At 39.4% G+C, this 19,016-nt stretch carries 12 protein-coding genes; 4 read left to right on the plus strand and 8 right to left on the minus strand.

What is annotated here, in order from left to right:
• The first annotated feature begins 435 nt into the window (after positions 1-435).
• Together purH and ACFINZ_RS01120 are read left to right on the plus strand one after the other, a co-directional pair.
• The gene (purH, locus tag ACFINZ_RS01115) at positions 436-2,055 is read left to right on the plus strand and encodes a bifunctional phosphoribosylaminoimidazolecarboxamide formyltransferase/IMP cyclohydrolase (protein ID WP_375701118.1); all 1,620 of its coding nucleotides are present in this window, start codon (positions 436-438) and stop codon (positions 2,053-2,055) included.
• A gap of 346 nt (positions 2,056-2,401) precedes the next feature.
• Positions 2,402-2,554 (plus strand): DUF1127 domain-containing protein, encoded by a 153-nt coding sequence (locus tag ACFINZ_RS01120; RefSeq protein WP_273790070.1) that lies wholly within the window; start codon positions 2,402-2,404, stop codon positions 2,552-2,554.
• A 925-nt stretch (positions 2,555-3,479) separates the two neighbouring features.
• Here the strand turns inward: ACFINZ_RS01120 and ACFINZ_RS01125 are convergent.
• From ACFINZ_RS01125 to htpX, 3 genes are all read right to left on the minus strand, one after another.
• Positions 3,480-5,225 carry a heparinase II/III family protein gene (locus tag ACFINZ_RS01125; RefSeq protein ID WP_375701119.1) on the minus strand — a complete coding sequence of 582 codons (1,746 nt, stop codon included), beginning with the start codon at positions 5,223-5,225 and terminating at the stop codon, positions 3,480-3,482.
• Between the two features lie 64 nt (positions 5,226-5,289).
• A complete protein-coding gene (locus ACFINZ_RS01130) occupies positions 5,290-6,654 on the minus strand; it encodes an RsmB/NOP family class I SAM-dependent RNA methyltransferase (protein ID WP_375634343.1) in 1,365 nt (454 codons plus the stop codon).
• 47 nt (positions 6,655-6,701) lie between these two features.
• Positions 6,702-7,748 (minus strand): zinc metalloprotease HtpX, encoded by a 1,047-nt coding sequence (gene htpX, locus ACFINZ_RS01135; protein WP_375634341.1) that lies wholly within the window; start codon positions 7,746-7,748, stop codon positions 6,702-6,704.
• 83 nt (positions 7,749-7,831) lie between these two features.
• On the opposite strand from htpX, the gene ACFINZ_RS01140 reads away from it, so the two are divergent.
• Positions 7,832-8,047 (plus strand): DUF1674 domain-containing protein, encoded by a 216-nt coding sequence (locus ACFINZ_RS01140; protein WP_375606032.1) that lies wholly within the window; start codon positions 7,832-7,834, stop codon positions 8,045-8,047.
• 122 nt (positions 8,048-8,169) lie between these two features.
• Here the strand turns inward: ACFINZ_RS01140 and rpsP are convergent, their stop codons facing one another.
• From rpsP to ACFINZ_RS01160, 4 genes are all read right to left on the minus strand, one after another.
• A complete protein-coding gene (rpsP, locus tag ACFINZ_RS01145) occupies positions 8,170-8,544 on the minus strand; it encodes a 30S ribosomal protein S16 (RefSeq protein WP_375634339.1) in 375 nt (124 codons plus the stop codon).
• Between the two features lie 16 nt (positions 8,545-8,560).
• Positions 8,561-8,890 carry a chorismate mutase gene (locus ACFINZ_RS01150; RefSeq protein WP_375633593.1) on the minus strand — a complete coding sequence of 110 codons (330 nt, stop codon included), beginning with the start codon at positions 8,888-8,890 and terminating at the stop codon, positions 8,561-8,563.
• Positions 8,891-8,914: 24 nt separating this feature from the next.
• Positions 8,915-10,483: a signal recognition particle protein gene (ffh, locus tag ACFINZ_RS01155; RefSeq protein ID WP_375634440.1), complete on the minus strand. Its 1,569-nt coding sequence runs from the start codon at positions 10,481-10,483 to the stop codon at positions 8,915-8,917.
• 230 nt (positions 10,484-10,713) lie between these two features.
• Complete coding sequence (locus ACFINZ_RS01160; protein WP_375612226.1) at positions 10,714-11,370, minus strand: carbonic anhydrase; 657 nt, start codon at positions 11,368-11,370, stop codon at positions 10,714-10,716.
• Positions 11,371-11,644: 274 nt separating this feature from the next.
• Here ACFINZ_RS01160 and ACFINZ_RS01165 point away from each other — a divergent pair, with 274 nt between their 5' ends.
• Positions 11,645-16,354 carry an NAD-glutamate dehydrogenase gene (locus tag ACFINZ_RS01165; RefSeq protein WP_375701120.1) on the plus strand — a complete coding sequence of 1,570 codons (4,710 nt, stop codon included), beginning with the start codon at positions 11,645-11,647 and terminating at the stop codon, positions 16,352-16,354.
• 1,193 nt (positions 16,355-17,547) lie between these two features.
• Here the strand turns inward: ACFINZ_RS01165 and ACFINZ_RS01170 are convergent.
• A complete protein-coding gene (locus ACFINZ_RS01170; RefSeq protein ID WP_375683928.1) occupies positions 17,548-18,534 on the minus strand; it encodes a DUF2125 domain-containing protein in 987 nt (328 codons plus the stop codon).
• Positions 18,535-19,016 lie beyond the last annotated feature (482 nt).

Raw genomic sequence — 19,016 nt, forward strand, 5'->3', positions numbered from 1 at the left:
GCTTTTGAAAAACATAAAGCTAAATTTTAAAATAATAGAAAAGATGAGCACTCATTTTTGCCTTTATAATTTTATATTCTTGCTTCATTAGATTGTTTCCCATTTCAGAGATTACTCCAATTGATATACGCAATACTTTCGCCTTCATCTAATATAGCAAAGAACATACGGATACATTTTTTGTTTCACAACTGCTATGAAGATGAGATATTGAATTATAAGCAACAAAAAAACATTTAATTTCTCAACGCGACTTTTATACCTATCATCACACCTCAAATGAGAGGTTTTTACAGGATAATAGAAAAAGGTGAGTCATCCTATATTCTAAAAAGGCAGTTTATCCTTTCAGTGTATTTTGCTAAAGGCTTATGCTATAAACGTATAAGCGTGTTTTACTAGAATTTTAACTCTTTCATTTTTAAGGCTGCTGTTATGGGTGTTGTTGCCAAAAATTTTCCCATACCTGATCTTCATCGGGTTCATCGTGTTCTCTTTTCTGTGTCTGATAAAACGGGTGTGGTTGCTTTTGCACAAGCTCTTCATGCTACTTACAATGTTGAATTAATTTCAACAGGAGGAACAGCCAAAACCCTCATAGCGGCTGGTTTACCCGTAAAAGATGTTGCTGAAGTTACCGGATTTCCTGAAATAATGGATGGGCGTGTAAAAACACTCCATCCTTTGATTCATGGTGCTTTGTTAGGGGTAAGAGAAGATCCTAACCATAGGGAAGCTATGGAAAAGAACAGCATTCATGGAATTGATCTTTTGGTGGTGAATCTTTACCCTTTTGAAGAGACGATCCTTTCGGGAGCTGATAGGCAAACGATTCTTGAAAATATTGATATCGGTGGACCGGCGATGATTCGCGCCGCGGCAAAAAATTATGCTTATACCGGTGTTGTAACAGCGATAAAAGATTATGATTCGATTCTAGCTGAATTAAAGCAGCATAATGGATGTTTAAGCTTATCTATGCGTCATCAGCTAGCAATGCGCGCTTATGCACACACCGCTGCTTATGATACGGCAATAGCATCATGGTTTGCACGGGATTTAGAAATTGAAACTCCATCGTGGCAGAGTTTTTCTGGTCATCTTGAAAACGTTATGCGCTATGGAGAAAATCCACATCAACAGGCAGCATTTTATCGCAATAATGAAAAACGTTTTGGTATTGCAACAGCAAAACTTTTACAAGGCAAAGCGCTTTCTTATAACAATCTGAATGATACAGATGCAGCCTTTGAACTCGTGGCAGAATTTGATCCGCAAAAAACCGCTGCTGTCGCTCTTATTAAACATGCCAATCCTTGTGGTGTTGCGGAAGGAGAAAATTTGAAAGAAGCTTATTTGAAAGCTTTTATGTGTGATAATGTATCGGCATTTGGTGGAATTGTTGCTTTAAATCAAATCCTTGATGAGGAATGTGCTGAAGAGATTGTTAAAATTTTCACAGAAGTGATTATTGCTCCTGATGCCACAATGGCGGCACGTGAAATTATTGCCAAGAAAAAAAATCTTCGTTTGCTCATTACAGGTGGAGTTCCTGATCCACGCTGTGGAGGACTTCTTGCGAAAACACTTGCAGGAGGTATTTTAGTGCAATCACGTGATAACGTGGTAGTCGATGATCTTAAATTGCAAGTAGTGACAAAGCGGGCACCAACTCAAGATGAAATGCGTGATCTTCAATTTGCTTTTCGTGTAGCAAAGCACGTTAAATCAAATGCTATTGTGTACGCGAAAAATAGCGCAACAGTTGGAATTGGAGCCGGACAAATGAGCCGCATCGATTCAGCCAAAATTGCTGCAAGTAAAGCAGCAGAAAGTGCGCAAAGAGCAGGCTTAATAGAAACTCTCACAAAAGGATCTGTTGTTGCATCAGATGCATTTTTTCCTTTTGCAGATGGTTTATTAGCAGCAGCTGAAGCAGGAGCAACAGCAGTTATTCAACCAGGAGGCTCCATGCGTGATGAAGAAGTTATCGCCGCTGCTGATGCACAGGGGTTAGCGATGGTTTTTACAGGAACACGTCACTTCCGCCATTAATAATTTTGCTGCTTTTCTTTTCGTATGAGACAAATGTTTCAAGGAATTTTTCATAATTATCGTATGACTATTGATAACTGTTGAAATGGAAGCAGTTATTCAATCCAAAGAATCTACACGTGAAGAAGTTTATCACCGCAGAAAATGCACATAATTTAGCCATTGATTAGGGATAAGATGTTCTTGTTGATATTTTTAATGGTTACCCTTTCGCATGAGGAAAATGTTAAAGGGATATTATCTTGTATGTAGATGCATACCTGCTATGATATTATAACACAACTCTTTTTAGTAATATACTCTATTCTTAAACTAAAGAGTGTAATGAAAAGTTTGAGTAGAGGATATGAATATTCTACGTTTTTATAGTAATTGGCGCCGTTATCGTCGAACCGTTAATGCGTTAAGTCGTCTTTCAACATATGAACTCAGCGATCTTGGAATTTGTCGAGGTGATATTGATTCAATTGCACGACGTTATTCGCGTAAATCTTTATGAAAATTGTTTGAGATATTTGAGAGAATGCTTTGCTATAAAAAAGTGCGCATTTTGTGGTTTGTTATTATGACTTCATTTTTAGTATAATAACAAAGAGCAGAAGGGTTATTTTTCTTGGCCATTGTAATGTATTGTTTCTCGAATTTTCAATGCTTCTGTGATGTACAACATTTGATTTGTAATAATAATTTAGCGTTATTCATATTAAATTAGAACCCCGAATACCGTAAGTTTCTCTCATTTCAAATCTATGTATGTTGAATCAACCAAAACCATTCGCCTGCACGTTACAAGCGGGGGGAGCTGTATGGATAAAAGCTATTAAGAAAAGGCTAAAAATGCCTCTTATGAACCCTCTCTAGTGCCAAGAACTGTTACAAACATTGGACACTGATAAATAGTGTGATAGTGCCGAACTGCTCTTTCATAAGCATAAAGATGGGGGGTGCTTAATGGATTTACCGTTATACCCATCACGGGCATCGTCGCAAAATAGGCTTGGAAGCGTTAAGGGATTTTTCTTTAAAATAAGTCCGTGAATATACAATACAATAGCGCTCTGTTTTTCGTGAAGAGCGTAATCCTATTAATGCAACTCTCTCAGAGAGAAATATTGATCCCAACAGCACACTTAAAAACTTATCGAAGATAAGCAACGGCTTAATTTTCTCTCCATATCTTTAAAGGATCAAAATCCTTAACTAGTACTCATCTGTCAACAAGGGTCTTTCAAAAACCTTTTTTTCTGAAGCCAATCCCTTTAGCATCACCTCATGAGATTCTATGAGCAAACCTTGCCTAAAAACATCCAACCCATACTCCCAAAAAATGCTTCGTGTATAAAATTGATATGATCTTCAAATTTTGAGAATATTACCACAATAAACAATAATGTTTTGCGACACGCAATATAAAACGCAATATACTATGGGTTGGAACAATGTTCTAATTTTTTATCAAACGCTTTACGGATAAAACGCCAACGAACTTTTTCCTGAAATGCAGGACGAAAATATAAAACAATCTGTTGTGTCCGTTGTGGACCTGTTAATTCTGCAAAATCAATCGAATCTTCAAGACAAATATCTGCGTCAGGCGATATAAAATACCATATTTGTTCGCTCTTCACGTTCTCGTTCTTTACGGCTAAACACACACGTTTGCCATCATAGTTAACTTCAACTTGTGGATGAAGATGAAATCGAACAGCAACATAATTTTGTTCATTTTGCACACTCTTGTGTCTCTTTCTCCCTTTACTTGGCATAAAAAAGCGATCAAAACCTTCGATCGTATCTCCATTTGTCGCCAAAATAAGACCACGCTCATGAATAAGATTAAAGGGTCGCACATAACCATTATGACTCGCAATAAAACCCGTCTTCTCTGAATCATCTATACGGCACACTTGAACATCTGTTGGTCCATCAAACAAAAATGGCGCGCCATTTTTCTTTTTATGATAAAAAGAACCCACTGAACAATCATTAAGCGTAGCTGTTGAATGTGCTGCAGTAACACGCCCTAAATGTCGATAATCTTCCCTCCCATCAGGATTAACACCGGTATTGATAATAAAACGGTGCCCTTGTGAAGACATTTCAAAAGACAAACACCCCGAACAAGCCTGCTGTGCTACAGAGCGGGGTGGAAACTTTCCTGTATCTGCAAGCACTGTTGTTTGATTGGCTTTTAAGCGCTGAAATCCTGAATAACGGGCATAACTAAAAGGATGTCCTCCTGTTTCATCAAGCTCCAAAAGTGATGATAACCGTTCCGACACAAGGGGACCAACCCCATTAAAATGGGCCAACGTCTGATCCTCATGGATAAAGAATCGTAAAGCTGGCAACATACGCTCAACAGAATCAATCAAAATACGGGGTGCCGTTTCATTGCTACGCATAAAAAGATGCCGTAACGACAATAAATCCGATAACAAATTCAGCAAAATAACAGGACTACGGGAAATATGCCCACCATCAACTAGGATTTGACGGGAAAGCTCCTCTATAAGCGTCGTTTGTACCTTTTTTTTCACTGCCACAGAAACAGGCAAAGCAAGAGATGCGAATGTCAAAGCCACTGCTGCTTGTAAACGTTGATCATTGTGCTCCATACTACAAATTGTCACGCGCAAATAACGAAATTGCAAACCAAGTGCACGCAAAAAGCGTTTTTCAAACCGCTCACTTGCCCCTTCTAACAACATTTTCGAATGACAAATCCATGAAATCAAGCGCCGCGCCACAACAGGACCACTCCAAGCAAATCCTTTTACCTTCTTGCCAGCATGGTCAAACCAATCTTCTAAAAGAGAGCGTGCATGTGCAGAAGCTAAATCACTTCCTGCTGCCTCCATATGGCGCAACCAATGAAAATCATGTAGAGCCGCTTCCCATTCTAGCGTTGGTGGAACCAATGAAAACGGCGAAACAGCACCAGAATGAACAATGTGACCAGCAAAAGCAAAACGACCATGATAAAATTCATGCGCCATCATAGAGTCTGCTACATGCAAATCCATGGGATGCGCTAAAATTTTATGAGGACGAAACCCTGAAAATCGCCAACGAAACAATGGTCCAACCCATAAACGCCGCATAACATTCTGTATCGTATCGATACAGGCTGCCACTTTTACCTGAGGAGCTTTTACCGCAACCGCCAAAATTTCATCTCCATTTATGCTGAATCAAATACAATTTCGACCATTTTTGTAAATGAAGCGTTAATTAAGCAATTTTTCGTAAGCGCGCAGCGAAAAAACCATCCATTCCTAAAAATACGGTTTTCTCAGCATCAAAATTTTTATGACAAAAATCCGCAGGCGTTGTCCGTAACACCCCCTCACAAAGCAAATGCTCCAGTGCTCCTATTTCCTCTGGACAAATAGGGTCTAAAACAATGTCATTGCGTGTCGACAAAATTTTCTCAATAAGATCTTCACCTTCTTCTCTTGCCAATGAACAATTGGAAAAAACAATCCGCCCCTCTACCTTCACCAAAGAAATTGCTGCGACAAGCAAATCATATTGCAACGCCGCTAACTTGACGATATCATCCTTCGATTTCGTCCATAAAATATCTGGATGACGACGGATTGTTCCTGTAGAAGAACAAGGAGCATCAAGAAGAACCGCATCAAAAAGCTGTGTGGGATAGAAATTTCTCACATCGCCCTGCCAAATGTGAACTGAAAAATGAAGCCGTTCCATATTTTCTTTTAAACGCTTTATGCGGTTAGCAGAAAGCTCAATTGCAGTCACCTCAGCCCCTTGCAAAGCCAATTGTGCTGTTTTTCCCCCAGGGCTCGCACAAAGATCAGAAACGCGTTTACCCTCAATACTCCCAAGTAAACAAGCAGGCAACGATGCAGCGAAATCTTGAACCCACCAAGACCCTTCACGATAGCCTGGTAAATCAGAAACAGAACACTCCAGACGATTCAATCGAACAGAACCATTGGGCAATACCACACCACCAAGCCTTTCAGCCCATCCACCACTATCAGATTTCACTGTCAAATCGAGAGGGGGTTCCACACTTTGAATTGCGATAATCTGATGTGCCTTTTCTGTTCCATAAGCTGACACTAAAAGTTGTCCAAACCACGCTGGAACACCTTCAATGGTAGGAACTTGTTGGCGTAAAGGCTCTGCCTCACGCGCAACATTGCGCAAAAGAGCATTCACTACCCCTGAAAAACGGCGCATTCGAGGATCAAGTTTCGCCACACGCACAGCTAAATCAATAGCCGCATGATCAGGAATATCAAGATAAAGAATTTGTGCAACACTGATATGCAAAAGATTCTGAAGTGAAAGTGCTTGTGAAGGCAAAGGACGCGCCAAAAAGCGTGAGAGAGCCGCCATAATCTGCCCTCGATGACGCAATGAAGCTGTTAAAATAGCCCGACATAACAAACGATCTCGTTGTGAAAGTTTTAAATATTGTGGATTTCCGTGTTCATTATCTGTCAAACCAGAAAGAGGCGTGTACTTATCAACTACCGCCCCAAAAAGACGCACACACACCTGCCGAACAGCTAATCCTGGAACATTTTTTTCAGACACATGCCCCGCTTTTTTGTGTTTCAAAACACCACCTTTATATCACAGTTTTCTCAAAAGCTCCCTCAATAACTCTATGAACGAGATCTTTTTGAATTTTCATAACGAAGCCAAGAAGGACGTTTTGTAACACGTTGAAAAGAACTGTTTTCCTGTTCACCTAATACATGAGTCTGACCACTATGAAAATCTCCATAGTTCATCCCGCTGCTTTTTTCATGTATAGCGTCTTCTTTATTCCATCCCACACTTTTGGCAAGAGCCCCTTTCATCTCTTCTGCTTGCTGATAAAGAGCAGCGATACGATTTGCAGTTGCTGGATGTGTCGAAAAAAGACTATCCGCTCCCTCACCGCTCAAAGGATTAATAATAAACAGATGCGCGGTTGCTGGATTATGCTCTGCTTCTTCATTATATACCCCACGTCCCCCATCAGCAATCTTACGCAATGCCGAAGCCAACCATAAAGGATTACCACATATTTCAGCCCCTCTACGATCCGCAGCATATTCCCGTGTACGGCTAATCGCCATTTGCACCAGCATCGCTGCAAAAGGCGCCACAAGCAATGCAATAAATCCTCCAATTGCCCCTGCGCCATGAGAATCTTCTGAAGAGTTACGCTGTCCTCCCATAAAGAAAGCAAAATTACCAAGCATTGAAATTGCCCCTGCAATCGTTGCGGTTAGAGTCATTGTTAACGTATCACGATGCTCAATATGTGCGAGCTCATGCGCCATAACGCCGGCAATTTCCTCAGCGCTTAACCGCTCTAACAACCCAGTACTTGCAGCAACAGCTGCATTTTGCGGATTACGTCCCGTCGCAAAAGCATTTGGCTGTGCATTCTCAATAACATAAATTTTTGGTTGAGGAAGAGAAGCTTTTTTAGCTAAATCGCTTACAATCTTATAATAAACTGGTGCTGAATGCTGATCAACTTCACGCGCCCCGTACATGCGTAAAACGATTTTATCTGAATTCCAATAAGAAAAAAAGTTTAAACCACTTGCCATCAAAAGAGCAATGACCATGCCACCACCCCCTCCAACAAGATAACCAACTCCCATAAAAAGAGCAGTTAAAAAAGCCAAAAGCATAGCTGTACGCATTATATTCATTACTCAAAAAACTCCATGATAAAAGTCAATCAATACTATATGATGGTGTTTTCTTTCTGCTTTTTCAATGGAATAGGTGTAAAATGAATAAAAAAGATGAGAAAACAAGCAAAAAAAATGCAACTGTCATTAAACAGCAATCTCTTTCTCCCGCAGCACAACGCGCCCTTAAAGAAGCTGAGGAAAGACGAAAACGCGCAACAAAAAAAGAACAACCTTTAGAAAACGGCGGACGCGGCGGCAAAGACCCTTCCCGCTATGGAGACTGGGAAATTAAAGGCCGCGCCATTGATTTTTAAAAAAAACCAGCGCGGTTTAAACAAGCAGCTTTTTAAAGAAAATCCGTTTTTGATAGACAAAAACGGATAATATTTATTTTTCTAAAGCTTTTAAAAACACGTTGATTAAACAACCATGCTTCTTATGCTGTAGCAGATTCTGCTTCAGCCGCTGCCGCTGCTTCTTCTGCCGCTTGCTTTGCTGCTGCTATACGTTCTTGTGCTTTTTTACCCGGTTCACCTTTATGTGGATTATTACGAGTTGGACGCTTTTTCAAGCCAGCTGCATCTAAAAACCGTAAAACGCGATCTGTTGGTTGAGCCCCTTGCGCAAGCCAATATTGGATACGTTCTTCATTAAGTTTCACCCTCGGTCCATCTTTAGGCAACATTGGATCCCATGCACCAACACGTTCAAGAAACCGTCCATCGCGCGGACTACGAACATCTGCAACGACGATATGATAGTAAGGACGTTTTTTTGAACCTCCACGGGACAAACGAATTTTCAATGCCATATTTTATCTCCTATTGTCAGCTCTGGCTTTCGTTTAAATTGACTTTTTTTGTTTTTTGCTCTTCAGCAATAACTTCATGATGACTCACAACTTCTTTAATAATAAATTTTAAAAATCTTTCAGCAAAATCAGGATCAAGATGACTATCTATAGCCAATTGCCGCAAACGCGCTACCTGATATTGCTCACGCAGAGGATCTACTTTAGGCAAATCATAATGGGCTTTTAAGCGCCCAACAGCTTTCGTACAACGAAACCGCTCTGCTAAGATATGAATCAAGGTTGCATCAAAATTATCAATGGATGCTCGTAAATGTGCCAATTCGTTTAATACTGTTTCCTGCATTATATTCCTTTCCCTCTTTACATCTTATTTTTTCTTAGGATGCTGAGGAAAATTTCCCCCATCGACAATGCCATTGGAAAAACCAGGAAATGTAGGTCCACGCTTAGGAAGTCCGGGCAAGAGCTTCCCTCCATTACCATTTTCAATTTGCTTTTGAAGCATTGAGAATTGCTTTGGATCCAATCCCGACAAATCCGGCATAGCTGAAGAATCCCCTCCCAAGTTTCCCATACCACCAAAACCCATTTTGGAACCAAGGCCTCCCAACATTTTTCCCATAAAACCACTTTTTCCTTTACCACCCATGGCTTTCATCATATCAGCCATTTGGCGATACATCTTCAAAAGTTTATTAATATCAGCCGCTGTCGTACCAGACCCCTTAGCAATTCGTTGTTTGCGGCTATGTTTTAAAAGCTCTGGATTCGCCCGCTCTTTCGGTGTCATAGATGAAATAATGGCCAATTGACGATCAAACAAACGATCATCAAACCCCGCAGCCGCAATCTGCTCTTTGACCTTCCCCATTCCTGGCAACATGCCCATAATACCGCCCATTCCACCCAGTTTTTTCATTTTCTGCAACTGTTCTGCAAGATCATTCAGATCAAATTTTCCGGCTTGCATTTTTTTTGCAAAAGCAGCAGCTTTCTCGTGATCCATTGTTTCTGCAGCTTTTTCAACCAAAGAAACAATATCCCCCATTCCGAGAATACGATCAGCAATACGACTGGGATGAAATTCTTCTAAAGCATCTATTTTTTCACCAGTTCCAATTGCTTTAATTGGTTTACCTGTAACAGCACGCATAGAAAGAGCAGCGCCACCACGCCCATCACTATCCATCCGTGTTAAAATAATCCCCGTAATCCCTACACGCTCATCAAAAGAACGAGCAAGATGAACGGCATCTTGCCCCGTCAAACTATCAGCCACCAACATAATCTCATGAGGAAGGGAACATGCTTTAATTTCAGCCAATTCGAGCATCAAAGCTTCATCAATATGATTACGTCCTGCTGTGTCAAGAAGAAGCACGTCATAACCACCCAATTTAGCAGCCTGCACGGCACGTGATGCAATATCAACGGGCAGCTGACCCGCAATAATAGGCAAGCTTGCAAGTTTTGCCTGCTCTCCCAATTGGCGCAATTGCTCCTGTGCAGCGGGACGGCGTGTATCTAATGACGCCATGAGAACTTTTTTATTGTGCTTATCAGTAAAACGTTTTGCAAGCTTTGCTGTTGTGGTTGTTTTTCCCGAACCTTGCAAACCAGTCATCATGATAACAACAGGAGCTGGTGCATTTAAATCACTCAGAACGCTTTCATTTCCAAGAATATGAACCAATTCATCATGAACAATTTTAACCACCATTTGGCCTGGTTTAATTGATTTAACGATTTCGGCCCCAACAGCTTTTTCCCGAACTCTATCGGTAAAAGAGCGCACAACATCAAGAGCAACATCAGCTTCCAATAAAGCGCGACGAATTTCACGCAGCGCCTCTACAACATCCTGATCCGATAAAGCGCCACGTCCCGTCAAATGAGACAGGATAGAACCAAGTCGCTCTTGCAAGGATTCAAACATCATTTACCTCATTGTTGCATAACAAACAAACCAAAATAGCATCCGAGAACGCATCGCGCCGTCGGATGTTGACCTCTGAGATCTCTTTATACCCTTAAACCGGGGTCTCAGTCGGTGGCTCCAAGTTAATTTTGTCACTGAAAGCTTGCTCCTTCAAACAATAAAACCCCAGCTTTGTCAAGTTTTATCATAAAATATCTTTTTATACGAAGAAATAAAAACAACAAATACTATACTTCAAAACTTTCAACTTCAACACGCATAAAACAACCTGTTTCCTGTTCCATGCTCCATAATTTTCCGCTAGAGATATCAAACCAAACCCCATGCAATGTCAAAAAACCTTGATCTTTGCGAAGCTTTATCCACGGAAACGTCTCTAAATTTCTCAACGAATGGCGAATAGAAAGCTGCTCTAATGCCGTCTGTTTTTCTGGCCAAGACAGCGACTTATTATTCAAAACGATTTCTGCTGCTGGAGCTAAGAGACTTATCCATTGACCGATAAAATCATTTGATAATAAAGATTTATATGTCTCATTAAGAGCAGTACGAATGCCTCCACAATGGGCATGACCAAAAACAACAATATGTCTCACCTCAAGCAATTGCACAGCATATTCAAGAGCTGCTGATGTTGCGTGATATTGGTCATCAGGAGAAAAAGGAGGAACCACATTCGCCACGTTGCGCAGAGTGAAAATTTCCCCTGGCTTAGCATCAAAAATCATTTCTGGTACTGCACGCGAATCACAACAAGCAATGACCAAAACTTCAGGTTTCTGCCCCTCAATCGCCAATTGCTGATAATCTGCTATTTTATATAAAAAATGATTGTTTATAAAGTTTTGGTAACCACTTAAAAGTCTTTCTGGTAAATGCGCCATTCTCTCTTTACTTTTGCTTCTTTTTTTACTTTCATTTTGTATAGTTTAAAAAACAAACTATTAACATACAAAAATACTAAAAATGCCCTTTCCTTGAAGCAAAATATTTCTTTAAAGTACAAAATATTACTAAAAATAGCAAAAACAAACTCATTCTTTCCAAATAAAGAGCTATTTTCTTCAGAAAGAAGGTGTTACAGTATATAAAAAATATAATGGTCTGCTTTTAAAAAGAGAAGAAAAGACCCCTTAAGAGCAAAAAGGGAGAGTGAATGTGTTGCAACAAAAAAAAACAGAAACAAAAAACACCCAAGATAAAATAGAACAAATCCTTTTTGCCCAAACCGATAAAGAAGATATTACTTATTATGAAAATGAAGAACTTAAAAAGGCCACAGCCATCGCGGTAAAAGCTTTTAATCTCCATCAGACGGGAAACAACACCATCTGCTTTGAGCAAAATTTAACCCGTAGTAACAGACCTGTAACCGTTATCACGCTTGTCAATGATAACAAACCCTTCCTTCTCGATTCTATTTTAAATGTTTTCAATCAACACAAAAACCATATCTATTTGATTGCACACCCCATTATTGATTGTGCTTCTGGAAAACGCATCAGTCTGATGCAAATTCACATCGAGTCATTAAACAAACAGCAAATACAAAAACTTGAAAATGAACTCACCTTAGTTCTTGAACAGGTTAATGCTGCTGTACAAGACTGGAAACCTATGCTTGAAGAAGTTGAAAAGCATATTCATGCCTACCAAATAAGTCTTCCCCCGCACTACAAACAAGAAGGCGAAAAAGCCATTGAGTTTCTTCACTGGCTAATGGACGATAATTTCATTTTCCTTGGTATGCGCACTTACAACTTCATCAAAGACCAAAAACCCCTAAAATCCTTTACAGCGAGTAATATTGAACTTGGTATACTCACGGATGCTTCTATTCATATTATTGACGATAAAAGCATGAAAGAACCTCCTCAAGAAGTTTTATCCTTCATGGAAAGCGATAATCTGTTTATCGTGACAAAAGCGAACAGCCGCTCCAAAATTCACCGTTCTGTTTGGCTCGATTATATTGGTCTTAAAATCTTTGATAAAGAAAACCAACTCTGTGGAGAATTACGCATTGTAGGGCTTTTTACCTCCTCAGCTTATACACGTTCTATTTTGCAAATTCCTTTCTTAAAAGAAAAAGCCCGAACTATTATTCAACGTCTTGGACACAATCACGCCGATTATTCAGGAAAAGCACTCATCAGTGCTTTAGAAACCTATCCAAGAGATGAAATGTTTCGCTCTGATGTTGATACATTGACAGAAAACACTAAGCTTATTCTACAATTAGATGAGCGCCCACGTTTACGGGTTCTTGCCCACACTGATTCTTTTGGACGCTTTGTTTCTATCCTGGTCTACGTACCGCGTGACCAATATAGCAGCAGCCTGCGTGAAAAAGTTGGCGAACATTTTGTTGAGCTTTATAAAGGTGACTTTTTTGAATCTTATCCGCTATTTTTGGAAAGCACTCTTATACGTGTCTATTATATCATCCATCGCAAAGGAAATGAAACTGTTCCTCTTCACGAGCGCTCCACACTTGAACAACATGTACGTTCGATTGCACGAAGTTGGGAAGACAGGGTTCAAGCCATCGCTCTTAACAAGAAAATAACAGAGCAACAAACACGTCTAGCCAGTGAATTCCCCAACAGCTATCGTGATTTATTTTCAGCTGAAGACGCTATTAACGATGCCGGACATATTCTAAGTCTTCATGATGAAAAGCCCCTTTTCGTGATCTTTTATCACGCACAAAACAAAGAAAAACAGTGCATTTCTCTTCGGCTTTTTCACCGCCATGAAGCACTTGCCCTTTCCAAACGTGTACCACTCCTTGAAAACATGGGGTTTCGCGTTATTGCTGAACAAACCCTTGAATTACCAGATGGCAATGGGCGCTCTGTGTATCTTCATGATATGCAGCTAGAAAGTACTTTCCAACGCTGTATCGATTTTGAAAAAGACGGTCAAAAACACGCCGAAACCTTTGAAGCCATTTGGGCACAAAATGCTGATAATGACGGCTTTAATGCTCTCACCCAAACAGCTGAGCTTGATTGGCATGAAATTGTTATTTTGCGCCATTATGGGCGCTATCTCCAACAAGCTGGAATTCCTTATTCGCAAGATCGCGTTGCCCAAACTTTAAATGCTTATCCTGACATTACCCAAGATCTTTATGCTTTATTTCATTTAAAATTTCATCAAAGCCATACAGAAAAAGAACGGGAAAAAAACCAACAAGTCATTCAAAAGCGCATTGAAGAAAAATTACGGAAAGTCTCTGGTTTAGATGATGATCTCATTTTACGCCGTTATTGTAACCTTATCGAGGCGAGTTTACGAACGAATGCCTTTACACCTCTTCCTGATGGAAGTCCACGGCGTATTTTAGCCACCAAATTAAATCCGCGCCAGATTGAAGGTTTGCCTGAACCGCGCCCTTACCGAGAAATTTTTGTTTATGGACCAGAAGTTGAAGGGGTCCATTTGCGTTTTGGACCTATCGCTCGTGGCGGAATTCGTTGGTCTGACCGTGCATTAGATTATCGCACCGAAGTGCTTAGCTTAGTCAAAGCCCAACAAGTTAAAAATGCGGTTATCGTTCCTGCAGGTGCAAAAGGTGGATTCTATCCCCATCGGCTTCCCCAAACAAATGACCGTGCTGTCATCATAGAAGCAGCACGACAAGCTTATACAGACTTTATAACAGCTTTGCTCTCCATTACAGACAATCTGATTAACGGCAAAATAAGTTCTCCCCACAATGTCATCTGTCATGATGACCCTGACCCCTATTTTGTTGTTGCGGCAGACAAAGGAACAGCAACTTTTTCTGATACAGCCAACGCCATCAGCCAAGCAAACCACTTTTGGCTTGATGATGCTTTTGCCTCTGGAGGTTCAGCAGGTTACGACCACAAAGACATTGGTATTACAGCTAAAGGTGCATGGGAAGCCGTCAAAAGACATTTTAGAGAGTCATTTAATCACGATATTCAAACAACGCCCTTCACCTGTGTCGGTGTTGGCGACATGTCTGGTGATGTTTTTGGCAATGGGATGCTGCTTTCCAAACAAACAAAATTGATTGCCGCTTTTGATCACCGCGATATCTTTATTGACCCAGATCCGAACATAGACGAAAGCTATGCAGAGCGTATGCGTCTCTTCAAACTGCCTCGCTCAAGCTGGCAGGATTACGACCAAAGCAAATTATCAAAGGGCGGTGGTATCTTCTCACGAAAAGAAAAAACCATTACTCTTTCACTTGAAGCAGCAAAAGCCATTGGTTTCGAAAAACAAACAGGAACACCCTTTGAAATTATCTCTGCTCTTCTCAAAGCCCCTGTTGATCTTTTATGGTTCGGTGGCATTGGTACTTATATCCGTGCTGCAACAGAAAACGATGCCCAAGTAGGTGATCGCGCAAATGATGCAATACGCATTACCGGAGAACAAGTGCGTGCAAAAATTATTGGTGAAGGAGCTAATCTTGGTGTTACACAACGTGGACGGATTGAATATGTCTTAAATGGTGGTCGATGCAATACGGATGCCATTGACAATTCTGCTGGTGTGAATTGTTCTGATATTGAGGTCAATCTCAAAATTGTTCTTGCATCAGCACTACGTGCCAAAACGTTAACCCGCGAAGATCGCAATAAGCTCTTGAAAAAAATGACGCCTCAAGTCGAGCAACTCGTCTTGCGCAACAATTATCTACAACCCCTTGCGCTTTCTTTGGCGGAAAACCAAAGCACTACTGATTTGCCCTATCAAATACGCTTTATGCACGATTTGGAACAAAAAAAGCTTCTAGATCGTAGAGTTGAAATACTCCCTGATGAGCAAATTTTACGACAAAGAACAACCCAAGGCAAAGGTCTTCTCCGTCCAGAACTCGCCGTTATTTTTGCCTATGCTAAATTGACCTTAAAAGAAGAAATTGCTAATAGCCCCATTGTTGATGATCACTATTTCAATACAGCCTTGCTGAACTATTTTCCAACCCAAATTCAAGAAAATTTTAAGAAGGAAGTTATTAACCATCAATTGCGTCGTAATATTATCGCAACGCTGATTGCCAACGATATTGTAAATCGTGGAGGCCCCACTTTTGTTAATAGACTACACGATGCAACAGAACAAAAGACTGAAAATATTATTCGCGTTTTCATTGCCATCCGCGATGGTTTCGAAATTCCTCAATTGTCTGAGCAAATTGATAAGCTTGATAATAAAATACCCGGTCTTGTCCAAAATAAATTCTACGCAACAATGACCCCAATGCTCTTTGAAACAACCAATTGGGGTTTGCACAACATAGATCTCTCACGTCCATTAGAAGAAATTGTAAAAACAATAAAGCAAGCCCGTAGCGTTATTGAAAAAGAGCTTATGCATTCTCACGACAACGATATTAAGCAAAAGATTGAAGAAAAAGCATTACACTACAGCGAAGAGGGAGCACCAAAAGCATTAGCGAAACAATTAGCCCTCTTGGAAGCTGCTTCAACAATCTGTGATATTTCTTTAATTGCAAAAAAAAGCAACAGTGATCTTATTAAAACCGCAGAGATCTACTTTTCACTTGCGCAAATCATTCGTATAAACCGCATTAACGAAGCAAGTCGTATAATCCCTGTAGTAGATTATTATGATAGTATGGCTTTAAGCCAAGCCAAAGAAAATGTTTCTGAAAGCTTTCGGCAAATCGTTATGAAAATCCTCAAAAATCATGGAAAGAAAAAAGATCCTTTTGACACTTGGAAAAAAACAGAAGAAGATCATATTCACAACATTACAAACCGCATTAGCGCCCTTATTGAAAATGATCTCAATATTTCTCGTTTTACCTTTGCAGCAGGATTGATTTCTCAACTTCAAAATATTGGCTTTCAAACCTAAAGCAAATACAAAACGACCCACTCAATCTCCCGTTCTATCCCACCACTACAACAAACCAACAAAAATAGAGAGCGGGAGTTTGCATTTTTAGGCAAGGTTCCAAAAATAAAAATCTCGCTATTTATCACAATAGAATTGTTTGCAACAATTTCAAAAAAACAACAGGATTTATTTTTCACCCTAAAAACATAAACTTTCAGACTTAAAAGCTGTACAAAACAGCTAAGCTTTTGCTCCGTTCTATCCATCCATGACTAATCAGCAAGAGAAGAACGGAAGCCCTATCCTGCATTTTTAGACAGAGCACTCAAAATAAAAAATAAATTCAAATTTTACTGTCAATTAACCCCATTTCCCCTTGCATATTGCAAATGGGAAAACCGAATAGATAAAAACAGTAAAGAAAGGACTAAAAATGCCCCTCATAAACCGCCCCAAGTGCCAAAAGCTGCAGTAACATTGGGAGTTAGCAAATATAATATGATGGTGTTGCCCCCTAGCTTATTACTCCATAACCGAAAAGATGGTGGTGTTTAATGGCTTTATCGTTATACCATTCATAGGCGACATCGTGAAATAAGAAGCACTGAGAAATATTGTTTTAATAAATACGTAAATATGCAATACAAATATATTCTGTTTTACGTGGAAGACATATGGCTTCATTAAAAAATATCAGAAATAAAAGGATAAGTTTAATCCATTATTTAAAAGATATAACTGTAACTGCTTTTGAAATGCATAAAATCGAATAAAAAATGACAGTAAAGATGGATGTTGATTTTCCCCTTTACAACTTCATATCTTCCTCCAACTAGGCTATTTACTTGTTTTAAGAGGTTACACCCAAACAAATATATGCAATATGCTCATTCCATATATAAAGAAAAAGGTTCCTAACAAAAACCACACCACCTGTATAAAAAGGCAATTCAGCATACTTTAAAATGCCACTTTTTCCATACAAACACTGTTGCTATATGTAGTTTGACATAAGATTTTGTACTAAGTGAAAAGAGGTTGGACGAATTAGGAGTAGGTGGTAATTTTTTATTTTTATAGCTATTTTTTTTACCATTAAATACGCATTTTGTTAAAATAGATTTTGACACTCTAAAATTGCAAAAAAAGTATGAAAATCAGAAAAAATCGAAATTTGGTAGTAAAAATGAAAAAAGACTTTGGTACAACACCTAAAGCGGAGCAAGACGACCAAGTTTTAAAAAGCCTAATTTTACCCACCCATTGTTAATGAGCAAGGAAAGAACGGGAGTGCCGTCCGCATTTTTAGGCAAAACACCCAAAATAAAAAATAACGCTTGAAGATTATTGGCTTGCGCGGGAAATAAGTGCTGCAGAGTGTCAAGAAGCTTCATGGACTGAATAAGGACAAGTTCAAATTTTGCTGTCAAATATCCTTCATCATCAAAAGAAAAAGGTCCACTAATACGCACTGCACCACCTGTATGAAAAGTCAATTCACCTTGCTTTAAAAGTCCACTTTTTCCATACAGTCGCTGTTGCCAATTTTTTTCTTCATCTTCAGACTGAAAAGAGATGTCATTTAAAATCCATTTCAAATTGCCATCAATTTTAGGAATATCAACAAAAGAAGATTTTAAAAAAGGAGAAGCATCAAAACCGTCAAAAGTTATATGTCCCGATAAATTATTCTTTTCATGTTTTAGATCAAAACGCAAAAATTCTGCCGTTATTTTTTGAGGCATATCTTGTGGCTCTAACGGCTGAATAATCACGTCATGCGTATTTTGCAAAGATGCCGGATCTTCAATATTTTCTTGTGTCGTTTTTTTATCTGCCGTTTGTGCTCTTAATGCTTCTTGAAGCTTTTGATCTTCAGGGGAAGAGGAAAAAGATGAAATATCAAGCCCTTCAGCTATAAATTTCAATGTTTTACCCGTTTTCCAATAAGGCTCTATTTCAATCACCAAATTGCGCCAATGCGATACTATGGGAGTTTTTCCGGAAAAAACAATTAATGCAGGAGAATGAACATTAAACTCGACCAAATGAGGTGCGTAAATTGGTGCACCAGCTGTCAAACGCCCCGTCGATAAAGAAACCCCATGTAAAGGCCAAGAAAATTGAAACTTGTCACAAACAACACCGACACGTAAAGGATAACCATCCTTGTGCACATTCTCACATACCGCCGCCATATTATGGGAAGATACTTTTGTGAATATATCAGAAACATAGTCTTCTATTTTACGTGAAAAAAAAACCAGAGTGCGCTATAAATAAATATCAGAGCAAGACAAAAGAGCCCACAAATTAAATAACTCAAAGAAAAACTTTTTTGTGATGATGGTATTTGAAAGGATTTAGACAATATTCAAACTTTCTTTATCTCTTAACTTCCTCCCCACCCTAAAAAGGATAAAGATTCCCAACCACGTTCAGTTTATACACAATCCAACTTCTTAATCGATCGGATTTTATCTACTGATCACTTCAAGAAGCCCCTATACATCGTTCTAAAGTATAGTATCTCATAAGCTTAATAAACAAGATTTTCTTAAAAAAAACCCATTACACCCTTTAACAAAAAACACCTCATGTGTAAAGTTTTACATAGATTTTCTACCTCTGCCTTAAACCATACTGTTTTACAGCACAACAAAAATGATAATGAATAGTG

This window comes from Bartonella sp. AA81SXKL (genome assembly GCF_042196945.1).
GTDB lineage: Bacteria > Pseudomonadota > Alphaproteobacteria > Rhizobiales > Rhizobiaceae > Bartonella.